The sequence below is a fragment of the Candidatus Phycosocius bacilliformis genome, assembly GCF_003112735.1.
Lineage (GTDB): Bacteria > Pseudomonadota > Alphaproteobacteria > Caulobacterales > Aquidulcibacteraceae > Aquidulcibacter > Aquidulcibacter bacilliformis.
Window position 1 is genome coordinate 109,371 of sequence record NZ_BFBR01000002.1, and the last position, 26,875, is coordinate 136,245.

The window sequence follows — 26,875 nt, forward strand, 5'->3', positions numbered from 1 at the left end:
CGGGACTCCCTTGACCAATCCATTTTCTAATTTCGTCATTGTCGGCGAGCGTACCAATGTCACCGGCTCGGCGAAGTTTCGCAAACTCATCGAGAATGACGATTATACCGCCGCCTTGGCGATTGCCCTGCAGCAGGTCGAAAGCGGGGCCAATGTGCTCGACATCAATATGGATGCAGCCCTGATTGATGGCGTCAAAGCCATGACGACCTTCCTCAATTTGATCTCGGTTGAACCCGACATCGCGCGCGTCCCGCTGATGATCGACAGTTCAAAATGGGAGATCATCGAAGCGGGCCTGAAATGTACCCAAGGCAAGCCCATCGTCAATTCGATCTCGATGAAGGAAGGCGAAGCTCAATTCCTTGCCCAAGCCAAGAAAATTCGCCGTTATGGTGCAGCCACTGTGGTGATGGCTTTTGATGAATTGGGCCAAGCTGACACCGTAGACCGCAAAGTCGATATTTGTACACGTGCTTACAATCTATTGCGCGACAAGCTCGATTTCCCACCCGAAGACATCATTTTCGACCCCAATATCTTTGCGGTGGCTACCGGCATTGAAGAACACAATGATTATGGTGTTGCCTTTATCGAGGCCACCCGCATCATTCGCGAAACATTGCCACATGCCCATGTGTCAGGCGGGGTGTCGAATGTGTCCTTCTCGTTCCGTGGCAATGAGCCGGTGCGCGAGGCCATGCATGCCGTCTTCCTCTATCATGCCATCAAGGCGGGCATGAATATGGGCATCGTCAATGCCGGGCAATTGGCGGTTTATGACAGCATTGATCCTGAATTGCGCGAGCGGTGCGAGGATGTCATTCTCAACCGGCGTGCTGACGCCACCGAGCGCCTGCTCGAGACGGCCGAACAGCATCGTGGCAAAGGGACCGAGAAGGCGGCCACCAAGGACATGTCTTGGCGGCAGGCCCCGGTTCGCGACCGGCTGGCCCATTCCTTGGTCCACGGCATCACAGAGTTCATCGTCGAAGATACCGAAGCGGCCCGTCTGGAAGCTGACCGCCCGCTTCATGTCATCGAAGGCCCGCTGATGGACGGCATGAACATCGTGGGCGATTTGTTTGGTTCGGGAAAAATGTTCCTGCCTCAGGTGGTCAAGTCCGCCCGTGTGATGAAGCAGGCCGTGGCCCATTTGCTGCCGTTCATGGAAGAAGAAAAGCAGCGTTTAGGCACGCAGGATCAGGCCGACGGCAAAGTTTTGATGGCCACGGTGAAGGGCGATGTGCACGATATTGGCAAGAATATTGTCGGCGTTGTGCTGCAATGTAACGGCTTTGATGTGGTTGATCTGGGCGTCATGGTCAGCTGCGAGAAAATCCTGGAGGCCGCGCGCGAACACAAGGTGGACATTATCGGTCTGTCTGGTCTGATTACACCCTCGCTGGATGAAATGGCTTGGGTGGCCAGCGAAATGCAGCGCCAAGGCTTTGGTGACATGCCGCTCTTGATTGGTGGGGCCACCACCTCGCGGACACATACGGCGGTGAAAATTGCCCCCAATTATCAGGGCCCAGTCCTTTATGTGACCGATGCCAGCCGGGCAGTCCCGGTGGTGCAACGCCTTCTGGGCGAAGAAAAAGGCGATCTCATCGCCGAAAATCGCGCCGATCAGGAACGTGCGCGTCAGGCTCATCTGGCCGGTCAAGACAAGCGCCCCCGGGCAACATTGGCCGCCGCGCGGGCCAATGCAGCTAAGCTCGACTTTACCACCCCACCGCCTAAGCCCAGCTTCATCGGTACGCGTGTGTTTGATGATTACCCGCTTGAAGACCTTGTGCCGGTGATCGACTGGACGCCGTTTTTTGCCACGTGGGAGCTGCATGGGAAGTTTCCTGCCATTCTTGAAGATGAGATCGTCGGGGAGGCCGCCCGCCCGCTTTATGCCGATGCACGCGCCATGCTGGAAAAAATGGTGGCGGAAAAATGGGTCACCGCAAAAGGCGTGATTGGTTTCTGGCCAGCCAATCGGGTGGGCGATGATATTGCGATCTGGGAAGATGAAGGCCGTAGCCATCGTGCCGGGACTTTCCACACGCTGCGCCAACAGATGATCAAATCAGAAGGCAGCCCCAATCTGGCGCTTGCTGACTTTGTGGCTCCAGAAGGAACACCAGACTGGATTGGCGGTTTTGCCGTCACCGCTGGCCATGGCGAACGCGAACGTACGATGGCCTTCAAAGCTGCCAATGATGATTATTCGGCGATCCTGTTCCAAGCCCTGTGCGACCGTTTGGCGGAGGCCTTTGCTGAGCGCATGCATGAATTGGTGCGCAAGACACATTGGGGCTTTGCCCCGGATGAGCAATTGGCCGTGGACGATCTCATTGGCGAGAAATATCGCGGTATTCGGCCTGCTCCCGGCTATCCCGCCCAACCAGACCATACTGAAAAACGCGAACTTTTCAGATTGTTGGATGCAGAAGCTAAGGTTGGCATGCAGCTAACTGAAAGCCTTGCCATGCTGCCGGGATCATCGGTATCGGGGCTTTATTTCTCCCACCAACAGGCGGAATATTTTGGCGTTGGCCGGATTGATCGCGATCAGGTCAGTGAATATGCCCTGCGCAAAGGCATGGACATGCGTGAGGCTGAACGCTGGCTTGCCCCCATTTTGGCTTATGATCCGACCGTGGCTGCCAAAGTGGTGGTTGAGGCCTAAGCCCGCGCGCGCCAAGCCCGTGCAAGAGCAAAAAAGCCCTCAGGAGAAATGGTTTCAGGCCGGGCTGTGGGATCGATACCGGCGTCGGCCAGTAAAGCTTCAGCATCGCCAAGTCCCTTTAGGCTGGCACGCAGCATCTTGCGTCGCTGGCCAAAGGCGTGGGCGGTGACATGTTCCAAACCCGGCAAATCTTCAAACGGCTTGCCATGGTCTTCCAGCACGACAATGGCGCTTTCGACTTTGGGGGGAGGCACAAAGGCCAAACGCGGCACGTGCAGCGCCAAACGGGCGTCACAACGCGCTGCGGCCAGCACAGCCAATCGGCCATAATGGGGGCTACCGGGCCGCGCACAAATCCGCTCGGCCACTTCGGTTTGAAACATCAGGCACATTGGCCCGCGCCAGCTTCCTGCCTTCAGCCATTTCACCAACAGCGGGGTGCCGACATTATAGGGCAGGTTGGAAATCAGTCGCACCGGCTGCTTGATACCAAGCTCTGCCAATAGCGTGACCTCATCCAGGGCCAAAGCGTCTGCTTCTCGTACAATCAACCGATCGGCCTCATCGGCGAAAAAGCTGCGGAGATGAGCAACAAAGCGGGGGTCTTTTTCAACGGCAATCACCCGCGCGGCTGGGCTTGCCAAAAGCGCATGGGTCAGACCGCCAGGGCCGGGGCCCACTTCCAAAATCGTGTCGCCGGGTTGAATGCCCGCCAGCCGAGCGATTTTGGCAGTCAGATTGAGGTCGAGAAGAAAATGTTGGCCCAGACTCTTGCGGGCAAACAAATTGTCTGCCTCCAAAGCCTGACGTAAATCCCCCCTCATGATGGCCGCCCTAGGCGGTGATCGGCCATGGCATGAGCGGCCTTGATCGCGGCAATCATGGAATCGGGCCGCGCGAGACCTTTGCCAGCAATGTCAAAACCGGTGCCGTGATCAGGGGAAGTACGGATAATAGGTAGGCCTAAGGTCGCATTGACGCCCCCCCAAAAATCGAGGGCCTTGAGAGGGATTAGGGCTTGGTCGTGGTACATGCAGATGACGGCATCAAAACGTGCGCGCGCTTCGCCATGAAACAGGCTATCTGCGGGCAGGGGGCCGCGCACCTGCAGGCCCGCCGACATCAATTCAGCCACGGCCGGGGCGATGATGCGGCCCTCCTCATCGCCAAAGGCTCCGTCCTCACCAGCATGGGGGTTTAGGGCAGCAATTGCCAGCCGGGGCTGGGCAATGCCGAAATCACGCACCAGTGCCTCGGCCGTCACACGCGCGGCCTGCACAATTGCCGGGCTTGTCAGCCGTCCAGGGACTTCAGCCAAAGCACAATGTATCGTGACAGGCACAACGCGAAGCCCCTCAACCGACAACATCATCACGGGCCCTCGGTGGCCCAGAAAGGGGGCGTCTTGCAACAGACTGCCCAAATACTCAGTATGGCCAGGATGGCTAAAGCCCGCAGCCATTAGAACCGACTTGGCAATCGGGGCGGTGACCAAGGCCTTGGCATCCCCACTTAAGACAAGATCAACCCCGCGCTCAATTGAGGTCAGAATGGCAGAGGCATGGGCTGGATTGGGATTGCCTGGATGGACCCCCGGCGCCGCGATTTCGGCCAACACGGGCAAAGCCTTAGGAAACGCCGTGGATGCCTCATCCAGGTGTGCAATGCGAACAATTGGGATGTCTGAATAAAGGCCGGGGTCACCCACCACGCCAAAGGTCAAACCCGTTTCTCTCAGGGCCTGCCAAGCCTTGCTGGTGACCTCCGGGCCAATCCCTGCCGGGTCCCCCATCGACACCACAACAGGGCGGCGCACATCTGGGCGTTGAGCCGTTTGGTTCAAGGCTGGATGATCGCGGCTTCGCGGCGGATATCGCGGAGATAGCGCCGGGCGATCAGTGACAATTCCTGATCATAGAGCCGGTCTTCCAATTGCTCGAGTGTCGGAATGTCCGAACCGGTGTTCTCCCGGTCGCACAGGACCATGACATGCACACCCGCGTCTGAACGGAAGATGGCGCTGGCCTGACCATTGGACAGGCCGAGAGCCTGGGTACGGAAGGGCTCACCGAGATCGGCATCTTCGATCTCACCATAATCAATGACGTCAAGACCTCCGCGCTGGGCCGCGCGCGACACACCATCACAGCCATTGCGCAAGGCGTCGCGACTGGTGCGCGCGGCTTGTTCAGCCCGACGCCAGGTCGCCTCATCCGATCCGGCTGGGACTTTGCGGGTCATCTCACGCAGCTTGAGCTTAGCCTTGGGTGGGCTGGGGTCTCGCTTTTCGCGGACCGAAACAATCATCACGCCGCCAGGCACCACAATTGGTTCGCTGATCGTGCCTGCAGCCATTTGTTCGACGACACCGGCCACTTCGGTCTTGAGCTCACCCAATGTGATCCAGCCCATGTCCCCGCCGGTCGAGGCCGATGGGGCAAAAGAATATTGCTGCGCGACCAGCTGAAAGGGTGCCCCGGCGCGCAATTGCTGCACCAATGTTTTGGCACCCTCAAGCGTTTGTGGTGCGCTTTGGACATTTTCGTCTTCAAGAAAAATCTCAGAAATGAGATATTGAGGCTTGTTTGTATTTGCTAAAATACGATCCAATGCAGCCTTAACTTGATCGCGATTGATCCGGACGCGTGAGCCAAAGCGGCCGCTGACAATCCGCTGCCACACGATTTCGGCGCGTGTCTTGTCGCGGTAACTTTGCGCAGACACACCAATATCTGCCAGATCGCGGAAGAAGTTTTCCAATGTCGAGCCATTTTGGCGGGCCTGATTGGTGAGAATGCGGTCGACTTCCCGATCCGGCACATCCAGCTTGAATTTGGCCGCTTCCTGCAATTGCAGACGCTCATCAATCAGATTGTTTAGCGCAGCCGAGGTTGCCCGTTGCAGCAATTCCGGAGTGATTTGCTGTGCGCCTGACGTGGCGATGAGGAATTGTACCCGCTGGCGGACATCCAGACGCGTGATTGGCTGATCATTGACGATCGCCGCCACGCCCTCGCTCAACGGCCTTTCTTGGGCCATGACTTGGCGCGGTGCTAGGCTGATGGCACAAGACATGGCCAGCACCGCACCTAGGGCGACACGGCCCGCATATGCGCTGATAGTCCTTGGCTTCATTCACCTTCTCCGTCACGGCGCGCCCGGCGGGGGCTAGCTTCTGTATGTGTCTTAGCTGAAAAACCCTGCATGACCAACGGCCTCAACAGCGGCCTCTCCTTGCACAGCAAATTTGTCGATCTTTAGGCAGTCCAGCCTCAGTCAAAGGGTGTATCAGACAACTCGCCCAAAGTGCGGAAGGCAATCTGGAAACGAATGGATTGGGACGGTTCGATGAACCGATTACGTGTCCCCAGTTCTTCATAGAAGAGCCGGATGTCAGTACAATCATCCCCATAGATTAAGCCATAGGCCGACCGCAAATTGGTATCTGAGTTGAAATCCCGATAGAGCGAGCCAAACAGCTTGAAATTCTTGTTTAAGGTCAGGATGACAGTCCCTTGCAGCTCCTTATTGGCGCGGGTTGGTCCTGAGGCCGAATTGTCGAACTCATGATAGCGCAGATTGGTTTCGGTCCGCCATAATTTCAACCGACCCAATGCTTCGGTATGGGTCACTTTGCCAGTTTTGCCATCAACCCGCAGCCGACCAGTTAGGCTGGCAATATCACCTTGGCGTAGTTCGAAATCGCCCACCCAATCAGACTGCTTGCGATCAAGATTAGAGGCGCGGCTGAAGCTTGAGCTGTCATCGGTCCGCAGGCGACGGCCGATGAAAGCATTCGCGCGAAACGGCGTTTGCGTGGTGACGCCCGGTGGTATGAGGTCAATGCCCGCACGAACCCCAATCGTGATACGATTGCCGGGCTCCCACAAATCCATTCCTGCAGCCCCAGCCGGCCGGAAAACGCTGGTCGCGTCAAGTTCAAAGCCCAGAGCATCTTCCACTCGGATACGGCTTTGCTGATCGTCCTTGCTGGCTGCGGTCAGCGAGACACGCGGTTCAAGGGTCAAGTTGACGCGATTGCCGGGTCGATAAAGCGGCCAGCGCACATCCACTGATGCCAGCCCCACACCTCTTCCGAACGAATCGGCTGGCAAAGGCGTGGCTGATACAGCCCCTATGTTATTGCCCGCGCTATAGTCGAAATAATCGCCGCGCAGCATCGCCATGGGTTCAACGATGACCCCACCCGGCAACAGCCGACTGCCTTTCCAGGTGGCACCCAAATTGCCCCGAACCGAATCAAGCCGACCTTCCGTTCGCATCAAGGAGACGGCAGACCCTGAAATGTCGAGTTGACCATTCATAGGCCCGACCTGCACGCGATAGGTACTCTCAATCAAGGGGGCAACGCGTGGGACATTTTTGCGCCTTTCGCCGGGGACGAGGTCTTGGAAAACCGCTGCCAAAGAACGCACATAGAAATTGTCAGACTGGCCTTGCACATAGAGCTGCGACATCAGGCGGGAGGCCTGCGGCCGAACCAGCCCTGCCAGCAAATTGTCCTGAGCGATGCGATAGCGTGACAAATAAAGGTCATCGCTTGCCGATTCGGCGGTGAAGCCCCAATTCCAAGTTTTGGTGATGTCGAATTCGCCATTGGCAAATACATGCCCGCGCCAATCCAAGTCGCCAAACTTTTGCCCGCGCTTGCCAAAGAATTTTTCCCGGGTCACCGAACCGCCGATAGCCACATCACCTGAGAAAAACTTGCGTCGATAATCAACCTGCAAAACCGGATTGATATATTGGCTGATCAAAGGCGTCAGGGTGACATCGGAGGAGGCGTCAATCACCTGCAGATAGGGCAACTCAATGTAATAGCCGTTGCGAGAGGATTCTCCAGGCTTTGGCTGAAGGAAGCCTGACCGGCGTGATGCAGTTGGATCGCCGTGAGCGAAATAGGGAATGTAAAGGACTGGGACACCCTTAACTTCAAACACGACATCATTATAGACGATCGACTCGGCCCGCTCGTTCTGCATCGCGCGCCGCGCCCGAATGATCCAAGAGGGGCGTGACTTGCCGTCTTTGCAAACTTGGCAGGCCGTATAGACCGCCTGCGACAGGAACTTTCGATCACCTTCACGGGTCACAACGGCATTGGCTGCCAGTGTCGCACCCTCGGACAAGCGAGCAGCAAAATTGCTGGCCACACCTGTGGATAACTCATCATCCAAGGTCAGCTCCTCAGCATAAGTCGTTGTGCCATCCGCATTGAGCACAACAACATTGCCGATCGCCTTCACGATGCGGGTGTTTTGATTATACTGGATTTGGTCGGCTTTCACAGTCCGACCATTGTTGCGCGCCACCACATTGCCACGGGCAATCAAAACGCCCGCCTCATCGCCTTGCAGGATCGTTTCGGCCTCCAGAAGCACGGGATCTCTCGGCGACGTCGCGCTTGTATTGGCCGAAGATGACGATGTTCTGGCTGTTTGGACGACTTCTGAGCCGGCACTTTGCGAGACGGCTTCATCTTTCAAAATCCAATCCGGCTTCTCGCGACCATGGGCCATAGCTGGGACCAGCAAGGTTCCCAGTGAGAGGGCCAGAAGCCGATGGCGCAGGTTCCCTGACATCAAGTGTCCTTGGCAAGACGGGCGGGCGGGGATGGATTTCATGGTGTAAAGTGCGACTCAACGCCCGTCTAGTGTGGCATGTGGTAGGCGGCTTGCCGCTGGAGCGGCAAACCAGATGATTCCATGGCAATTTTACGGTCAAGCCGGACCCTATGTCCCGCTCTAGCCATCCTCGCGATACGAAACTGTGGCGAGGGCAACAAACAAAGCCGCTAATGGCGGGCACCATGCAGCAATCCAGCTCGGGGCATAGCCTGCTGTGGCAAGCGCGCCGGAGATATCATTCACAAAAAAGACAACCAGACCGGCCACAATTGCTGCTGCCGCCATGATGGCACGCTGACCAAAGCGTTCACCACTCAAGGAGAGCACTGCTGCAATCATCGCCATGGACAAAAGTGCGATTGGCATGGCCAGTTTGCGATGAAATTGCAGCCAGTAGCGCTGGGGTGAGCCTCCGGCCGCTTCTGCTGCCCAAGCGGCGGCTGGCAAATCCCATATTGGCATTGCCCGAGCGGTTGCGTCCTTATTCTTCTGTGTATCTTCAACCCGCTCCTTCACAATTGGGAAGCGCAGGCTTGTGAATGGCACAGAAGGACTGCCCACCATCGAGCGGGTGCCATTGGTCAAAATCCAAGCCGATTCTGTGCGTCTTGCGGTTTGAGCATCAAAGCGTCCGAGAAAGCGGGAATCGGTGTTTGAAAACGCCAGCAAGGTCACGCCGGAATAATTGCCGTTTTGGCCAGCCTCTGCCGAGATGGTGAATTGCTGGCTTTCGCCGCGATCTTTGATCCACATCAGTGTCCGATCGCCCGACCCTGTCTTGGTGGTCGCCACCGCGGTCAGCGCCGCCAGTTGGTTTTCATAGGCCAGATTCAGGCGTGAGGCCATTGGTCCAAGAATGAAAATGGCAAACAAGCCAATCAGGGCTGCCAGCGCAGCCACGGGGCTTAAAAAGCGCCAGGTTGAGACGCCAGAGGCCTTCATGGCCACAATTTCAGAGCTTCGCGCCAAACGCATAAAGGTCACAATGGAACCCGCCAACACGGCAAACGGCAAAGCCAGTTCTAAGATCCCGGGGGTCCGCATCAAGGTGAAGCGCAAGGCCGTCATCGTGGTGGCATGCGGCTGGCCCGACACATTGCGCAATTGCTCAATGATGTCGACGAGAATGATGGACAGACAGACCCCGCCAGCGGCCGCTAAAATGCCCACAAGCGTCAGTCGAAAAATATAAAAATCCAGACGACTAATGCGCATGCTTGAGACGCGCTCCCATCGCTTTCGAAGGCTTAATCGGCTTGCGTTCAATCCAAACTGGAATCTTTTGGCGCACGCCACGCGTTGTGGCCCACAGGACGATGAGCGGAATGGCATAAAGCAGAATCGCCAATCCGGGTTGATCCGCCACAGTTGGGATCAGGCCTGTGAAGCTCAACAGCATAAGCACAAGCCCGCCAAAAGCTGTTGCGATCCGCGCGCCATAGCCCTGGCGGGAGAAAGATCCACCCAAAACCGCAAAAATCGCCAGCGCAACAGCCGAAAGACAGATTAATGGAGCAGCAAGGCGTCGGTGCGCTTCTGCCAAAAGATCACCCACATGGTCTCTGTCCCAATAGTCGGTGAGGTCGGGCTTAAGCAGGCTGGGCAAAAATCGGTCGGAGGGCTTGTAAAATAGCTCAAGCGTGGTGTCAGCAAAACCCCGTAATTCCATGACATAATTGGAAAATCCAACAATATCTATTTTTCCGTCTTCCAGTCGACGTTGAACCGACCCATCGCGCAGAACCATAACGGGGCCCGTGTCGAGTTTGGCAATCGTACCACGCTGTGCGACATAGATGATCGGAATCGTGGAGGACTTGGTGTCTGAGATAATCAGCCCATTCAATGTCCCGTCGCGATCAATCCGCCGGGCAAACACCATCAAGCCGTCGACATTGGAGCGAAACTCTCCCTCGCGGACCATCGAACTGGCAAAATCGGCCCGAATGTCAAACAAGCGCTCGCGCATTTCGCGCAAAGCAATGGGCTGAATGAAGAGATTGACGAAGAGGGCTGCCACAGCACCTAAAGCTGCAAGGCGAAAGGCAGGCTCACATACCTGCCACAGGCTCCAGCCCGCGCCATAGGCCACGATCACTTCATTATCTTGATGCAGGCGGACATAGGTCCAAGCCACAGCAGCAAAGAGACCCACGGGCATAACAACCGCCATGATTTGGGGCGTGGCCAAAAGCGAGATCCCCAAGAATGTCGCCGCACTTTGGCCACGCTCGAAGAGCAAGTCCAATTGTGACAAGCTTTGAGTCAATAAGGCAACCAACGTCAACCCGACCATGATCAGGGCAAAGACGGGAAGCAATTGGCCAAAGTAATAGCGTTGAAGCTTGTTCATGGGTCCGTTAGCTGCGTTGGGAGGAGAGGGATTCACAGCTTGCCAGTTGCACCTAACACCGTGGCGCGCAATTTAGAAGCCATCTTGTCGTTGCCCGGTTCAGCCGGGGTCAGTCCGAATGACACACACGTGGCCTGAGCCTCATTTTTGGGAGCCCGCTTTATGAAGATCGAATTCACCTCTTTTACCGAGTCCAAGGCTGTTATCGCTTTCGTGGGTCAAACCGACGGCACGGTGGCTTTCTCGGTGCCTGCCCAAAAGCTCGACCGCGCCTGTAAGGGCCGTTTGGCTAAGGCGGCCGCGGCTGCCAAGTTTAATGGTGCGGCCGGAAAGGTGCTGTCGGTTCATGCCCCTAACGATAAGCTGGATGTTGTTGTCCTTGTTGGGGTTGGCGAACTGGCAAAAGTCGATGGTGCGGTCCTGGAGCGGGCAGCCGCTTCTGGTGTGAAGTCGCTTCTGACCTCGGGTGTTGAAACCGCCAGTGTTGCACTCGCAGGCTGGAAAAAACTTGCCACTGCCGTCAATGCGGCTCGCGTTGGCTTTGGGGCCTGCCTGGCTGCTTATCGCTTCGACACGTATCGTACCCAATTGAAGCCGGAACAAAAGCCCAGCCTGACAACCCTTGAAGTTGATGTTGCCGAAGGGGCAGAGGCGTGGGCCGCCCACCAAGCTGTGGTCGATGGGGTAAGTTTGGCGCGTGATTTGGTCAATGAGCCTGCCAATATTCTCCACCCTGAGGCCTTTGCCAAACGCCTGAAAGAATTGACGGCTCTGGGTGTTGAGGTTGAGATTTTGGGTGAGGCCCAAATGGCAGCCTTGGGCATGCATTCCTTGTTGGGGGTTGGCCAAGGTTCGGTGCGCGAAAGCCAGCTTGTGGTGATGAAATGGAATGGTGGCGGCGACGAGGCCCCACTGGCCCTTGTTGGCAAAGGTGTTTGTTTTGATACGGGCGGCATCTCCTTGAAGCCCTCGGGCGGTATGGAAGAGATGAAGGGCGATATGGGCGGGGCAGCGGCGGTCGCTGGTGCCATGCGCGCGATTGCCGGACGCAAGGCCAAAGCCAATGTGGTTGGTTTGGTCGGGCTGGTAGAGAACATGCCAGATGGTCAGGCCCAGCGGCCCGGCGACATTGTCACCTCGATGAGTGGACAGACGATCGAAATCCTCAATACCGATGCCGAGGGCCGTTTGGTTTTGTGCGATGTGATGACCTATGCGCAGGAAAAGCATAAGCCGAAGGCGATGATCGATTTGGCTACATTGACGGGTGCAATCATCATTTCTTTAGGTCATGAGTTTGCCGGTCTCTTCTCAAATTCGGATGCGCTGTCGGCCAAAATCACACAAGCTGGCACATTGGCTGAAGAGCCCGTTTGGCGTTTCCCTCTGACACCGGCCTACAATAAGCTGATGGACAGCAGCGTGGCTGACATGAAGAATGTCCAGCGCTCTGGCGGCGGGGCAGGTGCCGGATCGATCACAGCTGCCCAATTCCTGCAACGCTTCGTGCAGGACGGCGTTGAATGGGCGCATATTGATATCGCAGGCACGGCTTGGAAGCCCGGCAATGACGATCCGCGTGAGCCATCTTGGGGCACAGGCTACGGCGTCCGCCTGCTCAATCGGTTGGTCGCTGACGCCTTTGAAAGCTAAGCTATATGGGGCAGGCAGGCTCGGAAATCTGGTTTTATCATCTTGAAGTCGCCAGTGTGGACGAGACCCTGCCTCCCTTGGTCGAAAAATGCCTGGAGCGGGGCTGGCGGGCGCAAATCCGTTCGCCCAGCCCAGAGCGATTGCGCCACTTGGATGGTCATTTATGGAGTTGGAAGCCGGCCAGCTGGCTACCTCACCACGGCCCGGACGACCCAGAGGGAGCAAAATCGCCGATCCAACTCATCAGCGCCGAGGGAACATTGGCCAATCAACAGATTGGATCAGAGGCCCTCTTCCTGCTCGATGGGGCGCATTGGGGTGAGTTAACCGGCGTCGTCCGCATCTTTGTGCTGTTCGATGGGCGCGAGGAAGAACACGTGACCCACGCCCGACAGCAATGGCGGATGGCGAAGGAGGCGGGCCTTTCGCCCGCCTATTGGCGGCAAACAGAGGATGGAAGATGGGCAAAGACTGGTTGATCGCTTTCCTCCTAATTGCGGCTAATCCGGCACCGCCGGCTTCAACACCCCAAGACAAAGCACCCAGCAGCCCGGCGGGAGTCCCCCAACTTGGCGAAGATAAGGCCGTTATCTCGAGCACAACACCGCCCGTCCAAGCGCCAGTGCGCTGTGATGCGCGTCAATATCGTGGGCTGGTTGGCCGGACCTTAAGCGATGTTCTGACCCAAAAATTGCCTGCCGGGACAAGGATTGTCCGGGTTGGCGATCCGCAGCTGGAGCCTTTGGGCCCAGGCCGCCTTGTGATCGAAATCAATCGCAGCACAAGAGTTGGCAGAATCTATTGCTCATAAAGCTTTCAACTCGGCGCGGGGACTGCTAGACGCCCGCCTTCAACTTTCATCAGGGGTTGGTGCGACGTGCGCGAACCCTTCACTTATCTCAGGAGGCCATCATGGCGCTCGAACGTACCTTTTCGATTTTGAAACCCGATGCCACACGTCGCAACCTGACCGGCGCCGTCAATGCCATGATCGAGGCTGCTGGCCTGCGTATCGTTGCACAAAAGCGCATCCACATGACTCGCGCTCAAGCCGAAACCTTTTACGGCGTCCACAAAGAGCGGCCGTTCTTTGGTGAATTGGTCGACTTCATGACCTCAGCCCCGGTTGTGGTGCAAGTGTTGGAGGGCGACAATGCAATCCAAGTCTACCGTGATGTGATGGGTGCGACCAATCCTGCCAATGCTGCAGATGGCACCATTCGTAAGGTTCATGCTGTGTCGGTTGGTGAAAACACCGTGCATGGTTCAGATGCGCCCGAAACCGCTGCACAGGAAATCGCCCAGTTCTTCTCGGGTAATGAAATCGTCGGCTAAACCAAACGCCGATCTGATTTTGACACTGGCGGTCGCGCGATGCGGCCGCCATTTTTGTTGAAGACTGACGCCTAAATGCCCATCAGGGCAATACCACCGGGTTTGCCGTCCAGATAAGTCCGGCCATTCACGAGCCGGGCCCTACCCGAAGCCACCGCCTCGACGCAGACCGGATAGAGCCGATGCTCTTGGACCAGGACGCGGGCGGCCAGATCGTCGGGGCTGTCGCCCGGCAGGACTGGCACGCAGGCCTGCCCGATAATGGCTCCTTCATCGACCCCGGCCGTTACCCAATGTACCGTACATCCATGGAGGGTAACTCCGGCTTCCAACGCCCGAGCATGTGTATGAAGCCCTGGGAAATTCGGCAGAAGCGATGGGTGTATATTGATCATGCGGCCTTCATAGCGGGCAACAAATTCTGCGCCCATGATCCGCATGAAACCTGCAAGGACAATTAGGTCGGGAGTGATCTGATCTATGAGTGCGGCAAGTGCAGTGTCAAAATCTGCGCGGACCTGAAAGGCCTTATGATCCAAACAGGCTGAGGCGATACCAGCATGCTCAGCCCGTTTCAAACCAAAGGCATCTGGGCGATTGGCAATGACATGGACAATTTCATACGCGCAGTTTGGTTGGCGCGCGGCATCAATCAAGGTCTGCAGATTGCTGCCGCCACCTGAAATTAGGACCAGCACACGTGCCCGCCTCATGCTGCGCGCACTTCCCCGATCACGACCGGTTCTTCACCCATCTCAAGCCAAAGCTGCAGCAGGTCAGGAACCTGTTCTGGCGAGACACATGCTACCAGGCCAATGCCGCAATTGAAGGTGCGCGCCATTTCATCGGCGGCAATACCACCTTGTTCTTGCAGCCACTGAAACACTGGTGGCGGTGTCCAAGCCTGCCAATCGAGTACTGGGACCAAATGGTCAGGCAGCATGCGGGGAATATTGTCCGTGAGACCTCCACCGGTAATGTGGGCAAAGCCCTTCACGAGCCCGGCCTTGATTGCAGGCAACGCAAGCCGTGGATAAAGTCTGGTTGGTGTCAATAGGGCCGCACCCAAGCTTTGCCCCGGGCTGAATGGGCAAGGCGCATCCCAGGCCAGGCCCGTTAGAGCCACCACTTTCCGGATCAATGAATAGCCATTGGAGTGCGGACCCGAGGAGGGTAGGGCCACCAAAACATCGCCGGGGCGGATCGCCGATAATTTCGGCAGGACGTCTGCCCGCTCAACCGCACCCACAGTAAAGCCTGCCAAATCATATTTGCCATCGGGATACATGCCGGGCATTTCGGCAGTTTCTCCGCCAATCAAAGCACAGCCAGCTTCCTTGCACGCACTTGCAATCCCGCTGATGACGGCGGTGGCCACATCCAGGTCGAGCTTGCCGCATGCAAAATAGTCAAGAAAGAACAGAGGTTCCGCACCTTGGGCCAGTACGTCATTGACGCACATCGCCACGAGGTCTTGGCCAATAAAGTCGTGCAATCCCGCGGCCAAGGCAATTTCAAGCTTGGTTCCGACCCCATCCGTGCCAGAGACCAGAATGGGATCAGTCATTCCCAAGGCTTTGATGTCGAATAGCCCGCCAAAACCACCAAGAGCCGCATCTGCACCCCGTCGTGCCGTCGCCTTTGCTAAGGGCGCGATGGCCTTAACAAGTGCCTCGCCCGCATCAATATCCACTCCCGCATCCTTGTAGGTTAGGCCATTGGCCGCGGAGGTGCCCTTTGGGGCAGACGAATGGGACGGGGTGGGGGGCTGTTCGCGCATGCAAGCGGTATGATCGGCTACAGGCTTTACCGCAAGAGTGTGTTTCACGTTGCCCTGCATTCGCGCTATAGGAGAAGCATGACACGAAGAGACAGAATGGGCCGGATCGGCCAAATTGTGAGGGTTGGCCTTGTGGGTGCCTTGGTGGCGGTCAGCGCGCCCGCGTGGGCCCAAACCGGCATGACTGACAGCAGCCTAAGCCAAGTCAGCCTGGGTGCATCAGCGGTCTATCGTGGTATGGACGAGTGGGCACGCATGCGGACTGCCTTGAGCCGCTTACAAGGTGTTTCGGTTTCCATCACGGCGATTTCAGTCGATGGTGCTTTGATCCAATTTCGCTTCTCAGGCACGTTTGAAAACTTGCAAGCCGTGCTCAAGACGGGTGGCCTTGATCTTAAGATGGAAGCCAATGGGGCAGTTGTGCGCCTGGCGTCGTCTTAGACTTCCCGCGTGTAACCCTGTCAGATCATCCGTTCATGACCCCGACCCAAGCCCAGCTTGATTTTGGCATCCCTGTTTACACAGCTGAATCTTTTTTGAATTCAGATGAAACCGCCCATGCGCGCGCCGCGTTGCAGCACTGGCGCACCTGGCCTGGTGGGGTATTGTGCCTGCATGGAGAGGCAGGCTCTGGTAAATCTCATCTGGGGGCGATTTGGGCGGGCGAGGCAGGCGCGGTCAGCCTGCGCGGACCTGACTTGTCATTGGCCTTCGTGGAATCACCCAAACCAGATGATCGGCTGACAGCTTTGATTGATGATGCTGACCAAGCCGACGAGACGGCCTTGTTTGCCCTTCTGACGCGGTTGGAGCGAGACGGCGGCGCAGTTTTATTACTGGCCCGGCAGGCACCCAGCCTTTGGCCTTATCATCTGGCAGATTTGCGCTCACGCTTGCGCGCGGTGCCGCACGAATGTTTGCGTCCTCCAGAAGTCCCGCTGCTGGCGCAATTGATTGTCCGCCATGCGGCCGCGCAGGGCTATCGGCTTGATGCGGCCTCGAGCACCTATCTGGCCGAACGTATCCCTCGCACTTTTGAAGCCGCCAAGGCTGTGACAGATCGGCTGCAGACAGTCGCAACTTATTCACTAAAATCGCCTATGGCTTTAGCTCAACGGGCCCTTCGCGCATATTATCCCGATGCGTGGCACGAGGCCGATGAACCTGATACCGGGGATTTGTTTGAGGCCTAGGCACCCACGTCATGACCAAGATTTCTGATCCTGTCGATTCGACCACGCCCTCAGTACAGGGTTTGCCGATTACCCATGATCGGCTGGTAACGCGCAAAGCCCCTGTGCGGCGCCCTAAGGCGCGGGTGGCCGGCAATTTGGTTCCAGATCCGCAACGTTACCTCAATCGAGAATTGTCGTGGCTGGCCTTCAATGCCCGTGTGCTCGATGAATCTGAAAATCTCAACCATCCGATCATGGAGCGCCTGCGCTTCTTGTCGATTTGCGGCAGCAATCTCGACGAGTTTTACATGGTACGCGTCTCGGGTCTGCGTGAGCAGGTGCGCGATGGCATTAAGACGCCCTCACAGGATGGTCTGACCCCGACCCAACAATTGGAACGTATCAACAAAGTGGCCTCGGTTCTGATGGATCGCCAGCAAGCCTGTTGGCAGGCGATACATGCGGAATTGCGTGAAGTTGGCTTCGCCGTAGTATCTGCCGAGGAAGCTGGCGAGATTGATCGTGATACGCTGCGCGATGATTTTCTCACCCAATTATTTCCGGTCTTGACGCCACTGGCGATTGACCCGGCTCACCCGTTTCCCTTCATTCCCAATCTCGGCTTCACCGTTGCCTTTCGTTTGCGGCGGGAGACAGACGGGCGGTTGATGACCGCTTTGGTTCCAGTACCGATGCATGCCGCCCGCTTCATGCCCTTACCGGTCCTCGATGGGGTGAGGCGATTTGTGCCCGTTGAGACTGCGATCCGGATGTTCGCCGATACGCTGTTTCCCGGCTATGAGGTGATCGGGTCGGGGGCGTTTCGCATCATCCGCGACAGCGATGTCGAATTACAAGAAGAGGCTGAAGACCTTGTCCGCCAAGCAGAGGCCGCCCTGCGGGAGCGGCGTAAGGGGGATGTGGTCCGCCTGAAGATTGAGGCCAGTACGCCGCCCGATTTGCAAGCCTTCATCATTGAACAATTGCGCGCCGCACCGAATGAAGTAGTGCGGGTGAATGGGATATTGGGCATTGCTCAATTGAGCCAGATCATTCCTGACGACCGGGCAGAACTCAAATTCAAGCCCTATGTTGCCCGCTTCCCCGAACGGATTCGCGATTTTGGCGGAGATTGCTTTGCCGCCATTCGTGCCAAAGATATCTTGGTTCACCACCCGTTTGAGAGCTTCGATGTCGTGGTGCAGTTTCTCCGGCAAGCTGCCAGTGACCCAAATGTACTGGCGATCAAGCAGACCCTGTATCGCACCTCGACAGATTCACCGATCGTGGCTGCCCTGATTGCGGCTGCTGAACAGGGCAAGTCGGTGACGGCTTTGGTGGAGATTAAGGCCCGTTTTGATGAAGAAGCCAATTTGAAATGGGCGCGCGATCTGGAGCGGGCTGGGGTCCATGTTGTTTATGGCTTTGTGCATCTGAAGACACATGCCAAAGTCTCTCTTGTCGTGCGCCGTGAAGGCAACAGCTTGCGCACCTACGCCCATTTTGGCACCGGCAATTATCACCCTGTCACCGCGCGTATTTACACCGACTTGTCTCTTTTTACCGCAGACCCGGCCTTTGGTCGTGATGCCGGCCGTTTGTTCAATTTTGTAACTGGCTATGCCACGCCGGCCCAAATGGAAAAGCTGTCGGTTTCGCCTGTCAATTTGAAGACGGTGCTCTTGGGTCTGATTGATAAGGAAATCAATGCGGCTTTGGCCGGTAAGCCCTGCGGGGTTTGGGCGAAGATGAACTCGCTGGTTGATCCGGTCGTGATTGAAAAGCTCTATGAGGCCAGCCAAGCAGGGGTCCCCATCGATCTTGTCGTTCGCGGCATCTGCTGTCTGCGCCCTGGCGTTCCGGGAATGTCAGACAATATTCGGGTGAAGTCGATTGTTGGTCGTTTCCTTGAGCATTCCCGCATCGTCTGTTTTGCGAATGGCGCGGCTTTACCCAGTCCGTCGGCACGGGTTTATTTTTCGTCCGCCGACTGGATGCCGCGCAACCTTGATCGGCGGGTGGAAACCTTGGTGCCGATTGAAAACCCGACCGTGCATCAGCAAATCCTTGATCAAATCATGGTCGCCAATCTTGCCGATGAAGCTCAAAGTTGGCAGATGCAGTCCGACGGCACTTATCGGCGGGTACAATCTGCGTCTGGTGCCGCACCATTCAATGTCCATACCTGGTTTATGGAAAACCCCAGCCTCTCAGGCCGGGGGCGGGCAGCCAGTCTGACACGACCCCAGGCACCCAGGGTCAAGCCCACGCGCAAGTCTGCTCGCGCTGCCAAGGCCTAACATGCCCAATCGTTTTGTCTTCAACCCGCTGCGCGATCAGGCTGTGATCGACATTGGATCGAACTCGGTGCGTCTGGTGATTTACCGCGTCGAAGGGCGGGCAAACGCGCCGGTGCTCAATGAAAAGGTGCTGGCGGGTTTAGGCCGTGGCATGCCCGAGACAGGTCGTCTTAATGCCGATGGTGTCCGTCGGGCCCTTGAAGCCTTGCGCCGTTTCCGGCTCCTGGTCGATGCCATTGGCGTTCAAACCATTCATGCCGTGGCCACAGCAGCCGTGCGTGATGCCAGTGATGGGCCTGACTTCATCAATCAGATCCGCAGCGAAGCAGGCTTTGATGTGCGCATCATTTCTGGGGCAGAGGAGGGACGCCTGTCTGCCCTGGGCGTTTTGGCAGGTGCACCGGGGGCAGGGGGTGTCGCCGGTGATTTGGGCGGGTCCAGTCTTGAATTGGTCACGCTCAGCCCCGAAGGACCGGGCAAAGCTGAAAGTTGGCAATTGGGCCCTTTGGCGATGGGGGTTGGCGATGTGTTCGACACCCGCGACGTGCGCCAGCGCATCGATAACATCTTGACCCGGTCGGATGTGTTGGCTGCTGGCAAGGGAACCGAGTTGCATGCTGTTGGCGGTGCGTGGCGGGCCATTGCCAAAATCGATATGATCACCCGCCATTATCCGCTGCAGGTCTTGCATAATTATGCGATGAGCCGGGCCGAGGCCCTGACGATTTGTGACTTTGTCGCGGGCCAATCTAAGCGTTCGCTTGAACGAATTGACGGATCAATTGGCAAGCGGGCCGACACTTTGCCCTATGCAGCAACCTTAATGCGCGCCCTTCTTGACCACGGTCAGTTCGACAGCGTGGTCATTTCGTCCCATGGCCTACGTGAAGGCATTTTGTTCGAAGCACTCAGCCCAGAAGAACGTGCGCAGGATCCCTTGGTGGCTGGCGCGATTGCCATGCTCGGATCTGATCCACGGATGCGGGAGTTTGGCGAAGCCTTGTTCTGGTGGGTGATGCCCGTGTTTGAGGATTTGCCACGACTGTTCCCGGCCCGCCGTGGTGAAGTATTGCGTGCTGCAGCCTGTATGCTGGCCGACATCGGGGCCACATTGCACCCTGACGACCGTGCACGCATTGCTTTCGAGATCGTGCTTCGGGCGCCTTATCCGGCTGCGTCCCATATCGAGCGGGTGTTTCTGGCCAGAGTGTGCGCGCGCCGATATGGCGCCAAACTCGATGAAATTGAGCCCAATCTGGTCAAGCGTCTGTTGGACGAAGAGCGCCTTGTACGGGCAGACGCACTGGGTGCAGCAATTCGACTGGGCGCAGACCTTTCAGGCCGATCGGCCAAAATCCTAACCCAAACCCGGCTCAATCATCGCGACGGCAAACTGACCTTGTCTACCAACCCTGCCATGAAGGGCCTATTTGCCGAACAGGCCCTCAAACGGCTTGATCAATTGGGTCAGATTTTGAAGACCCCGGTGGCCACACTGGTCGAATAACCCATTGTGCGGTCTGATCAGTCAGGCTCGCCATCTTCGACGATGGTTTCACTGGCCACATCAAAAACGCGCACGCGCTTGCCCTTCATGACCAGACCAATCTCGCCGCGCTTAAGCTGCAGAGCCTTCTCGCCAAAGGCTTCGCGCCGCCAGCCCTTCATAGCGGGCACATCGGCATCGTCACTGGCCGCGATTGCTTCAAGGTCAGAAACAGTGGCGAGCAATTTTGACGCCACACCCAGACGTTCGGCTTCACACCGCAACAGCACTTTCAACAATTCCACCACTGGACCCAAGCCAGGTGGGCTTGGCGGCGACCGCTCTACCTTTGGCGCAAATTGGTTGGGATCATCCAGAGCCTCATTGAGAGCTTCAAGCAATTGCACCCCGCCTTTGGAACGACCAAAGCCCTTGGGCAAAGCGCGCATCCGGTCCATGGCGTCGGCATCGCGGGGCCGTTGCTCGGCAATCTCGTAAATGGCGTCATCTTTAAGGATGCGCCCGCGGGGTACGTCGCGTTCTTGGGCAAACCACTCTCGCCACGTCGCGGCTGTAAAGAAGGCTGCCAAATAATCAGCCGAGAAACGCTTTGGCTTTAGACGCTTCCACGCATTCGCTGGCGTGGTGTCATAGGTAGCAGGATCCTCAAACGCCTTCATCTCCTCGCTAACCCACTCCATGCGGCCCTTTTGCTGCAATTGGGTCAGCATTTTCGGGTACAGGTCGCGCAAATGGGTCACATCGGCGAGTGCATAGGCCAGCTGGTTTTCCGACAAGGGCCTACGGCTCCAGTCAGTGAAGCGATGGGTTTTGTCGACAGGCCGATTGAGCATAGCCATGACCAAACCGTCATAGGCAATTTGCTCACCCAGTCCCAAGGCCATGGCTGCCGTTTGGGTATCAAATACCGGTGTCGGTAATCGCCCCTCCATCAGCCTGAAGAATATTTCCAAGTCTTGTCGCGGCGCATGAAACACTTTCATGACGTCTGGATTGGCCATCAAGGCAAAGAATGGATCAAGCGACAGGCCCTCAACAAAGGGATCGATCAGAATTTCCACATCACCTGCGGCAGCCTGGATCAAGCAAAGAAGTGGCCAATAAGTGGTTTCGCGCAGAAACTCGGTATCAACCGCGACATAAAGCTGCTGGGCGATCGCCGCGCACGCTTCAGCCAATTGTTGAGTCGTCTGTATAAGTCTCATAAAGAAGCTATGACGCGGAATGCAGGAAAGTGCGAGGGGGTAAACTCGCCGGTAAGTGGCTAAATGCACATTTTTTCGCTTGGCGGTCGATTTTGACTTATGGCGGCTTCTGCCCTCTTTTCTTGACCTTTTGGCCGCCAAAGGGTCTATCGCGCACTCAAACTCCCTTATTGAATCGGCCCCACACCATGTCAGCCTTTCGTACACATACTTGCGGTGCCCTGCGCGCCGAACATGTTGGTCAAACCGTCAAGATCGCCGGCTGGATTCACCGCCGTCGTGACCATGGCGGGGTCGCCTTCATCGACTTGCGCGACCATTATGGCATTACCCAAATTGTTTGCGGACCAACCAATCCCAGCTTTGACCGCTTAACCCGGTTGCGGGCTGAAAGCGTCATAGGCGTTGAGGGCGAGGTGATCGCGCGCGATCCTGCAACCATCAATCCAGAGCTTGCCACCGGCGAGATTGAATTGCGCGTCATCAGCATTGAGGTGCACTCTGAAGTCACCAATGAATTGCCAGTGCCGGTCTTTGGTGAGCCCGATTATCCCGAAGACATTCGCATGCGCTATCGTTTCCTCGATCTGCGCCGCGAGACGTTGCACAACACCATTATGCTGCGCTCTAAAATGGTGAACAGCTTCCGCCGTCGCATGATGGAGCAGGGCTTTACGGAATTTACAACACCAATCCTGACAGCATCCAGCCCTGAGGGCGCGCGCGACTTTTTGGTTCCCAGTCGCCTAAACCCCGGCAAATTCTACGCGCTGCCGCAAGCACCCCAACAGTTCAAGCAATTGATCATGGTAGCGGGCTTTGACCGTTATTTCCAAATTGCGCCTTGCTTCCGCGACGAAGACCCCCGTGCGGATCGCTCTCCCACCGACTTCTACCAGCTTGATGTTGAAATGAGCTTTGTCACTCAGGACGATGTGTTCAACACGATGGAGCCGGTGATTGCCGGGGTGTTTGAAGAATTTGGCCAAGGCAAAAAGGTTGATCGCAATTGGACGCGGATTTCGTATAAGGATTCTGCGCTGTGGTATGGCACCGACAAGCCTGATTTGCGCAACCCGATCAAAATGGCACTTGTGAGCGAGCATTTCAAAGGCTCTGGCTTTGCGATTTTCGCCAATCTGTTGGAACAGCCCGGGACGGAAGTGCGCGCCATTCCTGCCCCTGGTGGCGGCAGCCGCAAATTCTGCGACCGTATGAATGCCTTTGCCCAAAAGGAAGGCTTACCCGGCATGGGTTACATCTTCTGGCGGCAAGCCGAAGATGGCTCGGGCCTGGAGGCTGCAGGGCCTTTGGCCAAGAATATCGGGCCAGAACGCACGGAGGCCATCCGCCAGCAATTGGGCTTGCAATCAGGTGATGCCGCTTTCTTTTTGGGTGGCAAGCCACAGGCGTTTGAACGTATTGCGGGCAAAGCGCGCATGGTGATTGGCGATGAATTGGGGCTGACCGAAAAGGACCGCTTCGCATTTGCCTGGATCGTCGACTTCCCGATGTATGAGCGTGACGAAGAAACCGGTAAGATCGACTTCAGCCACAATCCGTTTTCGATGCCGCAGGGCGGGCTTGAGGCTTTGCAGGGCGATCCGTTGAGCGTCTATGCCTATCAATATGATTTGGCCTGCAATGGCTATGAGCTGGTCTCAGGGGGTATTCGCAATCATAAGCCCGAGATCATGTTCAAAGCGTTTGAATTGGCAGGCTATCCGGCCTCAGAAGTCGAGGCCCGCTTTGGTGGCATGGTCAATGCCTTCCGTTATGGCGCGCCACCGCACGGGGGCTGTGCGGCGGGGATTGAGCGGATGGTGATGCTGCTGGCTGGCACCGCCAATATCCGCGATGTCATCATGTTCCCGATGAACCAGAATGCGCAAGACCTGATGATGGGGGCCCCCAGCCTACCCACCCCGCAGCAATTGCGCGAATTGGGCCTGCGCGTGGTCCATGATGACAAAAAGGCCAATAGCTAAATCAGCCTAAGGCCTCTCTCCCGGTCTATAGGTCTAGGTTGAGGACGCAGCTTCACAAACCATACATGGGTCAGACGCGGGCAGGCCCAACTTTTGTTGGGACCTGCCATGTCGGGCATTATGGGTTAGACGCGCAAATCCCGGTCTGCCAGAAGCGCGTCAACGCCTGGCGCGCGACCTCTGAAAGCGACATAATTGGCCAATGGGTCGGCTTGGCCACCGCTGGCGAAGATATAGCGTTTCAGCTTGGCTGACGTGGCCTTGTCATAGACATTGCCGGCCTCAACAAAGGCTTGGAAGGCATCGCACTCCAGCACAGCCGCCCAGATGTAGCTATAATAGCCCGCGGCATAACCACCTTCGAACGTGTGCTTGAAATAGCCGGGGCGATAGCGCACGACGATTTCAGGTATGGCCCCAATCCCGCCCAAGATGTCGTTTTCCCAAGCATCGACATCTTTGGGCGCTGGGCCTTCAATCATATGCATCTTCATGTCCATGATGGCAGCCATCATAAACTCGCTGGTGGCCCAGCCCTGATTGAAATTGCGCGCGGCGATGATTTTGTCGACCAGAGCCCTTGGAATGATCTCACCAGTCGCGTGATGCTTGGCAAAGCGGGTCAGGATTTCAGGTGTGGTCACCCAATGCTCCATGAGCTGGCTGGGGAATTCGACAAAGTCACGTTTGACATTTGTGCCCGACTGGCTGGGATAAGTGACGTCCGATAACATACCGTGCAACGCATGGCCGAACTCGTGGAACAAGGTGGTGACGTCATCGAGGCTCAAGAGATTGGGCTGACCTGCCGGGGCCTTTGTGTAGTTGCACACATTGAACACCACAGGCTTGATGTCGCCGATCAGGCGTTGCTGATCGCGGAAACTACTCATCCAAGCGCCCGATTGCTTGGTTTGGCGGGCAAAGAAATCGCCATACCATAGCGCCATGGGCTTACCGGACGGATCGCTGACTTCATAGGTCACCACATCCGGGTGCCACGTCGGAACGCCAGTGATTTTCTTGAACGAAATGCCAAACAATTGGTTGGCATGCCAATGAATGGCCTCGATCATATTGCCCAGTTCGAAATAGGGCTTGGTCTCGGATTCATCGACATCATATTTGGCTTTGCGGACCTTTTCGGCATAATACCACCAGTCCCACGACTTGATTGGGCCATCCAGGCCATCGGCGGCGGCCAATTCCTGCAGCATGGCGCGCTCACGCTTGGCGGTAGCCAGAGATGCCGCCCATACGCCCAGCATCATATCCATGGCCGCCTCGGGGCTTTTGGCCATTTTATTGTCAAGCTGATAATGGGCAAAGCTCTTGAAGCCCAATAGGCGGGCCTTTTCATTGCGCAGATCGACAATTTCGGGGATCAAGGGTCGGTTGTCCGTTGGGCCGGGGGTACCTGATACCGCCATCCAGCCTTTTTGAACTGCTTCGCGCAAATCCCGGCGGGTCGACATGGTCAGGAACGGCTCGAAACTGGAGCGAGATAAGGTGACAACCCCTAGCGCATCGATCTTGCGTTCTTTGGCTTCGGCAGCGGCTGCCGCAATGAAACTGTCTGAAAGCCCCGCAAGATCTTCTTTCGTCTTTAAGGGAAGCGCAAAACTTGATTGTCCAGCCAGCACATTTTGGCCGAACTGCACCTGCAAATGGGTGAGGCGGGCATCAATATCTGCCAATCGCTTCTTTTGAGTAGGGTTTAGCAATGCCCCATTGCGGACAAAGCCGGCGTAAGTATCTTCCAGAAGCTGGGTCTGGGCTGGATTGAGGGATTGGCTTTCGCGACTGTCAAAGGCTGCTTTGACCCGGGCAAAGATTTTGGGATCCTGGCTGATGGTGCTGTCGTGCTGAGACAGGCTGGCCGACACTTTGCCTTCAATTTTCTGGAGGTCAGGCGTGCTCATCATCCCGGTCAAATTGTAAAAGACCGTGGTGGCCCGGGTCAGGCGCTGCCCCGATTTCTCCAACGGTACAATAACAGTCTCGAAGGTCGCAGGGGTTTTGGCTGCCGAAATCGCCTGAATATCGGCGAGCTTTTCTGCCATGGCGACACGCAGCGCCGGTTCAAAATCACGGGTCTGGATCAGATTGAAGGGGGGAACACCCCACGGCGTATTCCATTCCGCCAAGAGGGGATTGGCACGGCCAGCAGCCTTCTTCTTGGCTTTGGCTGCCATGGCCTCCGGCGCTGCACTTAGAGTCAACATTGCCACACTCCCGGCCAGAAAATCGCAACGTTCCATATCTTCCTCACCTCGATATGCTCCGCACCCATGCATGCGGTCGAGGCAAGATTGGACGAGTTTCGTGGCTGATGCACGAGGAGATCTCAATCATGACTGCAATTTAATCACGAAAACGTGATCATTGCTTAGCCGCGCGCAAACACACGGAATTGGCCAGAGCGCGGGTCCTGGGCAACACAGCGTTGAGCGGAAGTTGGCAGTTTCAGGCACACAACAGGGCTGTCAGCCTGCCGGATGGCCTCATAGGTTTCGCGCGTGAATTCAGCTCGGGTCGGGCTTTCGCTGCCTTCAGGCCACGCAGGATAGGTTGACGCTTTGATCGCATTGGCGGGCAATAAGGTGGTCAAGCGGTCGCGGATTTGGTCTGAGCTGGCCGTTGCAGGAATACCAAAATCCCGCGCTGGGGCCTGCAGGGTATAGAGCGCGCGGCCCTCACCGGTTTCCAACATGATCCGGATACTGCCTGACGCGCAATCGGTTCCTGTTGCCATAATGGTGACGCGATCAACCTGTTTCCAAGACCGGATCGCGCTTGGCTGACTGACCTTGATGTCACAGTGTCCAGCTGGGTTGACCGCAGCCATGGCGGCGTCAGATTCAGTGCGTGGTGTCACGCCATTGACGAGCAGTCCCGGTGTTGGGATCACCACTTCATTCGGTCCGGTTGCTGGCGGCAGGGGGGCAGGAGGCGGGGCTGTCGCCGTCACACTTGGGTCAGTGGACATAACCGCATCGGGGTCCGCCAGCGGATTATCCAGCCCGGCCGGGCCCATGATTGCATTGGTGGGTGCCGTCGCAATTGTCTCGTGTGGCGAGAGAACAAATTTACCCACCACAATTCCAAGACCAAAGGCCGCCAACAAAGCCAGCGCAGCGCCCGAAGCCAGCATGATCCGCAAAGGTAAATCCCCGTCCAAACGTTTGCATGTCGCAAGCTTGGTTTTAGAGGGCGGTTGCGGCAGAAAATGGGCATGTTTGACGCGA

General features: G+C 56.8%; 21 protein-coding genes. 10 read left to right on the forward strand and 11 right to left on the reverse strand.

The genetic code is table 11. The annotated features are described in order from the left end of the window. Nucleotides 1-10: 10 nt before the first annotated feature. A complete protein-coding gene (gene metH, locus PbB2_RS03825; RefSeq protein ID WP_108984281.1) occupies nt 11-2,683 on the forward strand; it encodes a methionine synthase in 2,673 nt (890 codons plus the stop codon). Here the strand turns inward: metH and rsmA are convergent. From rsmA to PbB2_RS03855, 6 genes are all read right to left on the reverse strand, one after another. Next, a complete protein-coding gene (gene rsmA / locus PbB2_RS03830; RefSeq protein WP_108983988.1) occupies nt 2,680-3,507 on the reverse strand; it encodes a 16S rRNA (adenine(1518)-N(6)/adenine(1519)-N(6))-dimethyltransferase RsmA in 828 nt (275 codons plus the stop codon). The two genes, metH and rsmA, sit on opposite strands and share 4 nt — an antisense overlap. Beyond that, on the reverse strand, nt 3,504-4,499 hold the full coding sequence (gene pdxA, locus PbB2_RS03835) for a 4-hydroxythreonine-4-phosphate dehydrogenase PdxA (RefSeq protein ID WP_272949221.1): 996 nt from the start codon (nt 4,497-4,499) through the stop codon (nt 3,504-3,506). Before pdxA ends, rsmA begins: the two co-directional genes overlap by 4 nt. 23 nt (nt 4,500-4,522) lie before the next feature. Further along, a complete protein-coding gene (locus tag PbB2_RS03840) occupies nt 4,523-5,818 on the reverse strand; it encodes a peptidylprolyl isomerase (RefSeq protein ID WP_108983989.1) in 1,296 nt (431 codons plus the stop codon). 137 nt (nt 5,819-5,955) lie between these two features. Beyond that, nucleotides 5,956-8,286: an LPS-assembly protein LptD gene (locus PbB2_RS03845; protein ID WP_192576147.1), complete on the reverse strand. Its 2,331-nt coding sequence runs from the start codon at nt 8,284-8,286 to the stop codon at nt 5,956-5,958. Nucleotides 8,287-8,448: 162 nt separating this feature from the next. Beyond that, nucleotides 8,449-9,546, reverse strand: a complete 1,098-nt coding sequence (locus tag PbB2_RS03850; protein WP_192576148.1) for an LptF/LptG family permease — start codon at nt 9,544-9,546, stop codon at nt 8,449-8,451. Then, nucleotides 9,536-10,684 (reverse strand): LptF/LptG family permease, encoded by a 1,149-nt coding sequence (locus PbB2_RS03855; protein WP_108983992.1) that lies wholly within the window; start codon nt 10,682-10,684, stop codon nt 9,536-9,538. The genes PbB2_RS03850 and PbB2_RS03855 overlap by 11 nt, the downstream gene beginning before the upstream one ends. Before the next feature lie 162 nt (nt 10,685-10,846). On the opposite strand from PbB2_RS03855, the gene PbB2_RS03860 reads away from it, so the two are divergent. The 4 genes from PbB2_RS03860 to ndk all read left to right on the forward strand — a co-directional run bounded on the left by PbB2_RS03860 (nt 10,847) and on the right by ndk (nt 13,672). Next, nucleotides 10,847-12,337 (forward strand): leucyl aminopeptidase, encoded by a 1,491-nt coding sequence (locus tag PbB2_RS03860; protein ID WP_108983993.1) that lies wholly within the window; start codon nt 10,847-10,849, stop codon nt 12,335-12,337. A 5-nt stretch (nt 12,338-12,342) separates the two neighbouring features. Then, nucleotides 12,343-12,816, forward strand: coding sequence for a DNA polymerase III subunit chi (locus tag PbB2_RS03865; protein WP_108983994.1), 474 nt, complete (start codon nt 12,343-12,345; stop codon nt 12,814-12,816). Then, a complete protein-coding gene (locus tag PbB2_RS03870; protein WP_108983995.1) occupies nt 12,798-13,148 on the forward strand; it encodes a DEAD/DEAH box helicase family protein in 351 nt (116 codons plus the stop codon). The genes PbB2_RS03865 and PbB2_RS03870 overlap by 19 nt, the downstream gene beginning before the upstream one ends. Nucleotides 13,149-13,249: 101 nt before the next feature. Next, a complete protein-coding gene (gene ndk / locus PbB2_RS03875) occupies nt 13,250-13,672 on the forward strand; it encodes a nucleoside-diphosphate kinase (protein WP_108983996.1) in 423 nt (140 codons plus the stop codon). Between the two features lie 71 nt (nt 13,673-13,743). On the opposite strand, the gene purN is transcribed toward ndk, so the two are convergent. Both purN and purM read right to left on the reverse strand, forming a co-directional pair. After that, on the reverse strand, nt 13,744-14,385 hold the full coding sequence (purN, locus tag PbB2_RS03880; protein ID WP_108983997.1) for a phosphoribosylglycinamide formyltransferase: 642 nt from the start codon (nt 14,383-14,385) through the stop codon (nt 13,744-13,746). Then, entirely contained in the window at nt 14,382-15,452 is a 1,071-nt protein-coding gene (gene purM, locus PbB2_RS03885) for a phosphoribosylformylglycinamidine cyclo-ligase (RefSeq protein ID WP_108983998.1), read from the reverse strand. Before purM ends, purN begins: the two co-directional genes overlap by 4 nt. 78 nt (nt 15,453-15,530) lie before the next feature. Here purM and PbB2_RS03890 point away from each other — a divergent pair, with 78 nt between their 5' ends. From PbB2_RS03890 to PbB2_RS03905, 4 genes are all read left to right on the forward strand, one after another. Continuing rightward, nucleotides 15,531-15,893, forward strand: a complete 363-nt coding sequence (locus PbB2_RS03890; RefSeq protein ID WP_133245703.1) for a hypothetical protein — start codon at nt 15,531-15,533, stop codon at nt 15,891-15,893. 95 nt (nt 15,894-15,988) lie between these two features. Continuing rightward, on the forward strand, nt 15,989-16,645 hold the full coding sequence (locus PbB2_RS03895; RefSeq protein WP_238164841.1) for a P-loop NTPase family protein: 657 nt from the start codon (nt 15,989-15,991) through the stop codon (nt 16,643-16,645). Between the two features lie 11 nt (nt 16,646-16,656). After that, nucleotides 16,657-18,927 (forward strand): RNA degradosome polyphosphate kinase, encoded by a 2,271-nt coding sequence (locus tag PbB2_RS03900; RefSeq protein ID WP_108984001.1) that lies wholly within the window; start codon nt 16,657-16,659, stop codon nt 18,925-18,927. 1 nt (nt 18,928) lies between these two features. Then, nucleotides 18,929-20,434 carry a Ppx/GppA family phosphatase gene (locus PbB2_RS03905; RefSeq protein WP_108984002.1) on the forward strand — a complete coding sequence of 502 codons (1,506 nt, stop codon included), beginning with the start codon at nt 18,929-18,931 and terminating at the stop codon, nt 20,432-20,434. 17 nt (nt 20,435-20,451) lie between these two features. Here PbB2_RS03905 and rnd read toward each other — a convergent pair whose 3' ends face one another. Further along, nucleotides 20,452-21,639, reverse strand: a complete 1,188-nt coding sequence (gene rnd, locus PbB2_RS03910; protein ID WP_108984003.1) for a ribonuclease D — start codon at nt 21,637-21,639, stop codon at nt 20,452-20,454. Nucleotides 21,640-21,827: 188 nt separating this feature from the next. Here rnd and aspS point away from each other — a divergent pair, with 188 nt between their 5' ends. Then, nucleotides 21,828-23,627: an aspartate--tRNA ligase gene (aspS, locus tag PbB2_RS03915; RefSeq protein WP_108984004.1), complete on the forward strand. Its 1,800-nt coding sequence runs from the start codon at nt 21,828-21,830 to the stop codon at nt 23,625-23,627. A gap of 125 nt (nt 23,628-23,752) precedes the next feature. Here aspS and PbB2_RS03920 read toward each other — a convergent pair whose 3' ends face one another. Together PbB2_RS03920 and PbB2_RS03925 are read right to left on the reverse strand one after the other, a co-directional pair. Continuing rightward, entirely contained in the window at nt 23,753-25,852 is a 2,100-nt protein-coding gene (locus PbB2_RS03920) for a M3 family metallopeptidase (protein WP_238164842.1), read from the reverse strand. A 164-nt stretch (nt 25,853-26,016) separates the two neighbouring features. Next, complete coding sequence (locus PbB2_RS03925) at nt 26,017-26,808, reverse strand: hypothetical protein (protein ID WP_133245705.1); 792 nt, start codon at nt 26,806-26,808, stop codon at nt 26,017-26,019. Between the last annotated feature and the right edge of the window lie 67 nt (nt 26,809-26,875).

Bases quoted from the DNA above. Each gene is read 5' to 3' on its own strand.
- rsmA (WP_108983988.1), bottom strand. From the start codon at position 3,507: ATGAGGGGGGATTTACGTCAGGCTTTGGAGGCAGACAATTTGTTTGCC.
- PbB2_RS03840 (WP_108983989.1), bottom strand. From the start codon at position 5,818: ATGAAGCCAAGGACTATCAGCGCATATGCGGGCCGTGTCGCCCTAGGT.
- PbB2_RS03845 (WP_192576147.1), bottom strand. From the start codon at position 8,286: ATGTCAGGGAACCTGCGCCATCGGCTTCTGGCCCTCTCACTGGGAACC.
- PbB2_RS03850 (WP_192576148.1), bottom strand. From the start codon at position 9,546: ATGCGCATTAGTCGTCTGGATTTTTATATTTTTCGACTGACGCTTGTG.
- PbB2_RS03855 (WP_108983992.1), bottom strand. From the start codon at position 10,684: ATGAACAAGCTTCAACGCTATTACTTTGGCCAATTGCTTCCCGTCTTT.
- PbB2_RS03860 (WP_108983993.1), top strand. From the start codon at position 10,847: ATGAAGATCGAATTCACCTCTTTTACCGAGTCCAAGGCTGTTATCGCT.
- PbB2_RS03865 (WP_108983994.1), top strand. From the start codon at position 12,343: ATGGGGCAGGCAGGCTCGGAAATCTGGTTTTATCATCTTGAAGTCGCC.
- PbB2_RS03870 (WP_108983995.1), top strand. From the start codon at position 12,798: ATGGGCAAAGACTGGTTGATCGCTTTCCTCCTAATTGCGGCTAATCCG.
- ndk (WP_108983996.1), top strand. From the start codon at position 13,250: ATGGCGCTCGAACGTACCTTTTCGATTTTGAAACCCGATGCCACACGT.
- purN (WP_108983997.1), bottom strand. From the start codon at position 14,385: ATGAGGCGGGCACGTGTGCTGGTCCTAATTTCAGGTGGCGGCAGCAAT.
- purM (WP_108983998.1), bottom strand. From the start codon at position 15,452: ATGCGCGAACAGCCCCCCACCCCGTCCCATTCGTCTGCCCCAAAGGGC.
- PbB2_RS03890 (WP_133245703.1), top strand. From the start codon at position 15,531: ATGACACGAAGAGACAGAATGGGCCGGATCGGCCAAATTGTGAGGGTT.
- PbB2_RS03900 (WP_108984001.1), top strand. From the start codon at position 16,657: ATGACCAAGATTTCTGATCCTGTCGATTCGACCACGCCCTCAGTACAG.
- PbB2_RS03905 (WP_108984002.1), top strand. From the start codon at position 18,929: ATGCCCAATCGTTTTGTCTTCAACCCGCTGCGCGATCAGGCTGTGATC.
- rnd (WP_108984003.1), bottom strand. From the start codon at position 21,639: ATGAGACTTATACAGACGACTCAACAATTGGCTGAAGCGTGCGCGGCG.
- aspS (WP_108984004.1), top strand. From the start codon at position 21,828: ATGTCAGCCTTTCGTACACATACTTGCGGTGCCCTGCGCGCCGAACAT.
- PbB2_RS03920 (WP_238164842.1), bottom strand. From the start codon at position 25,852: ATGTTGACTCTAAGTGCAGCGCCGGAGGCCATGGCAGCCAAAGCCAAG.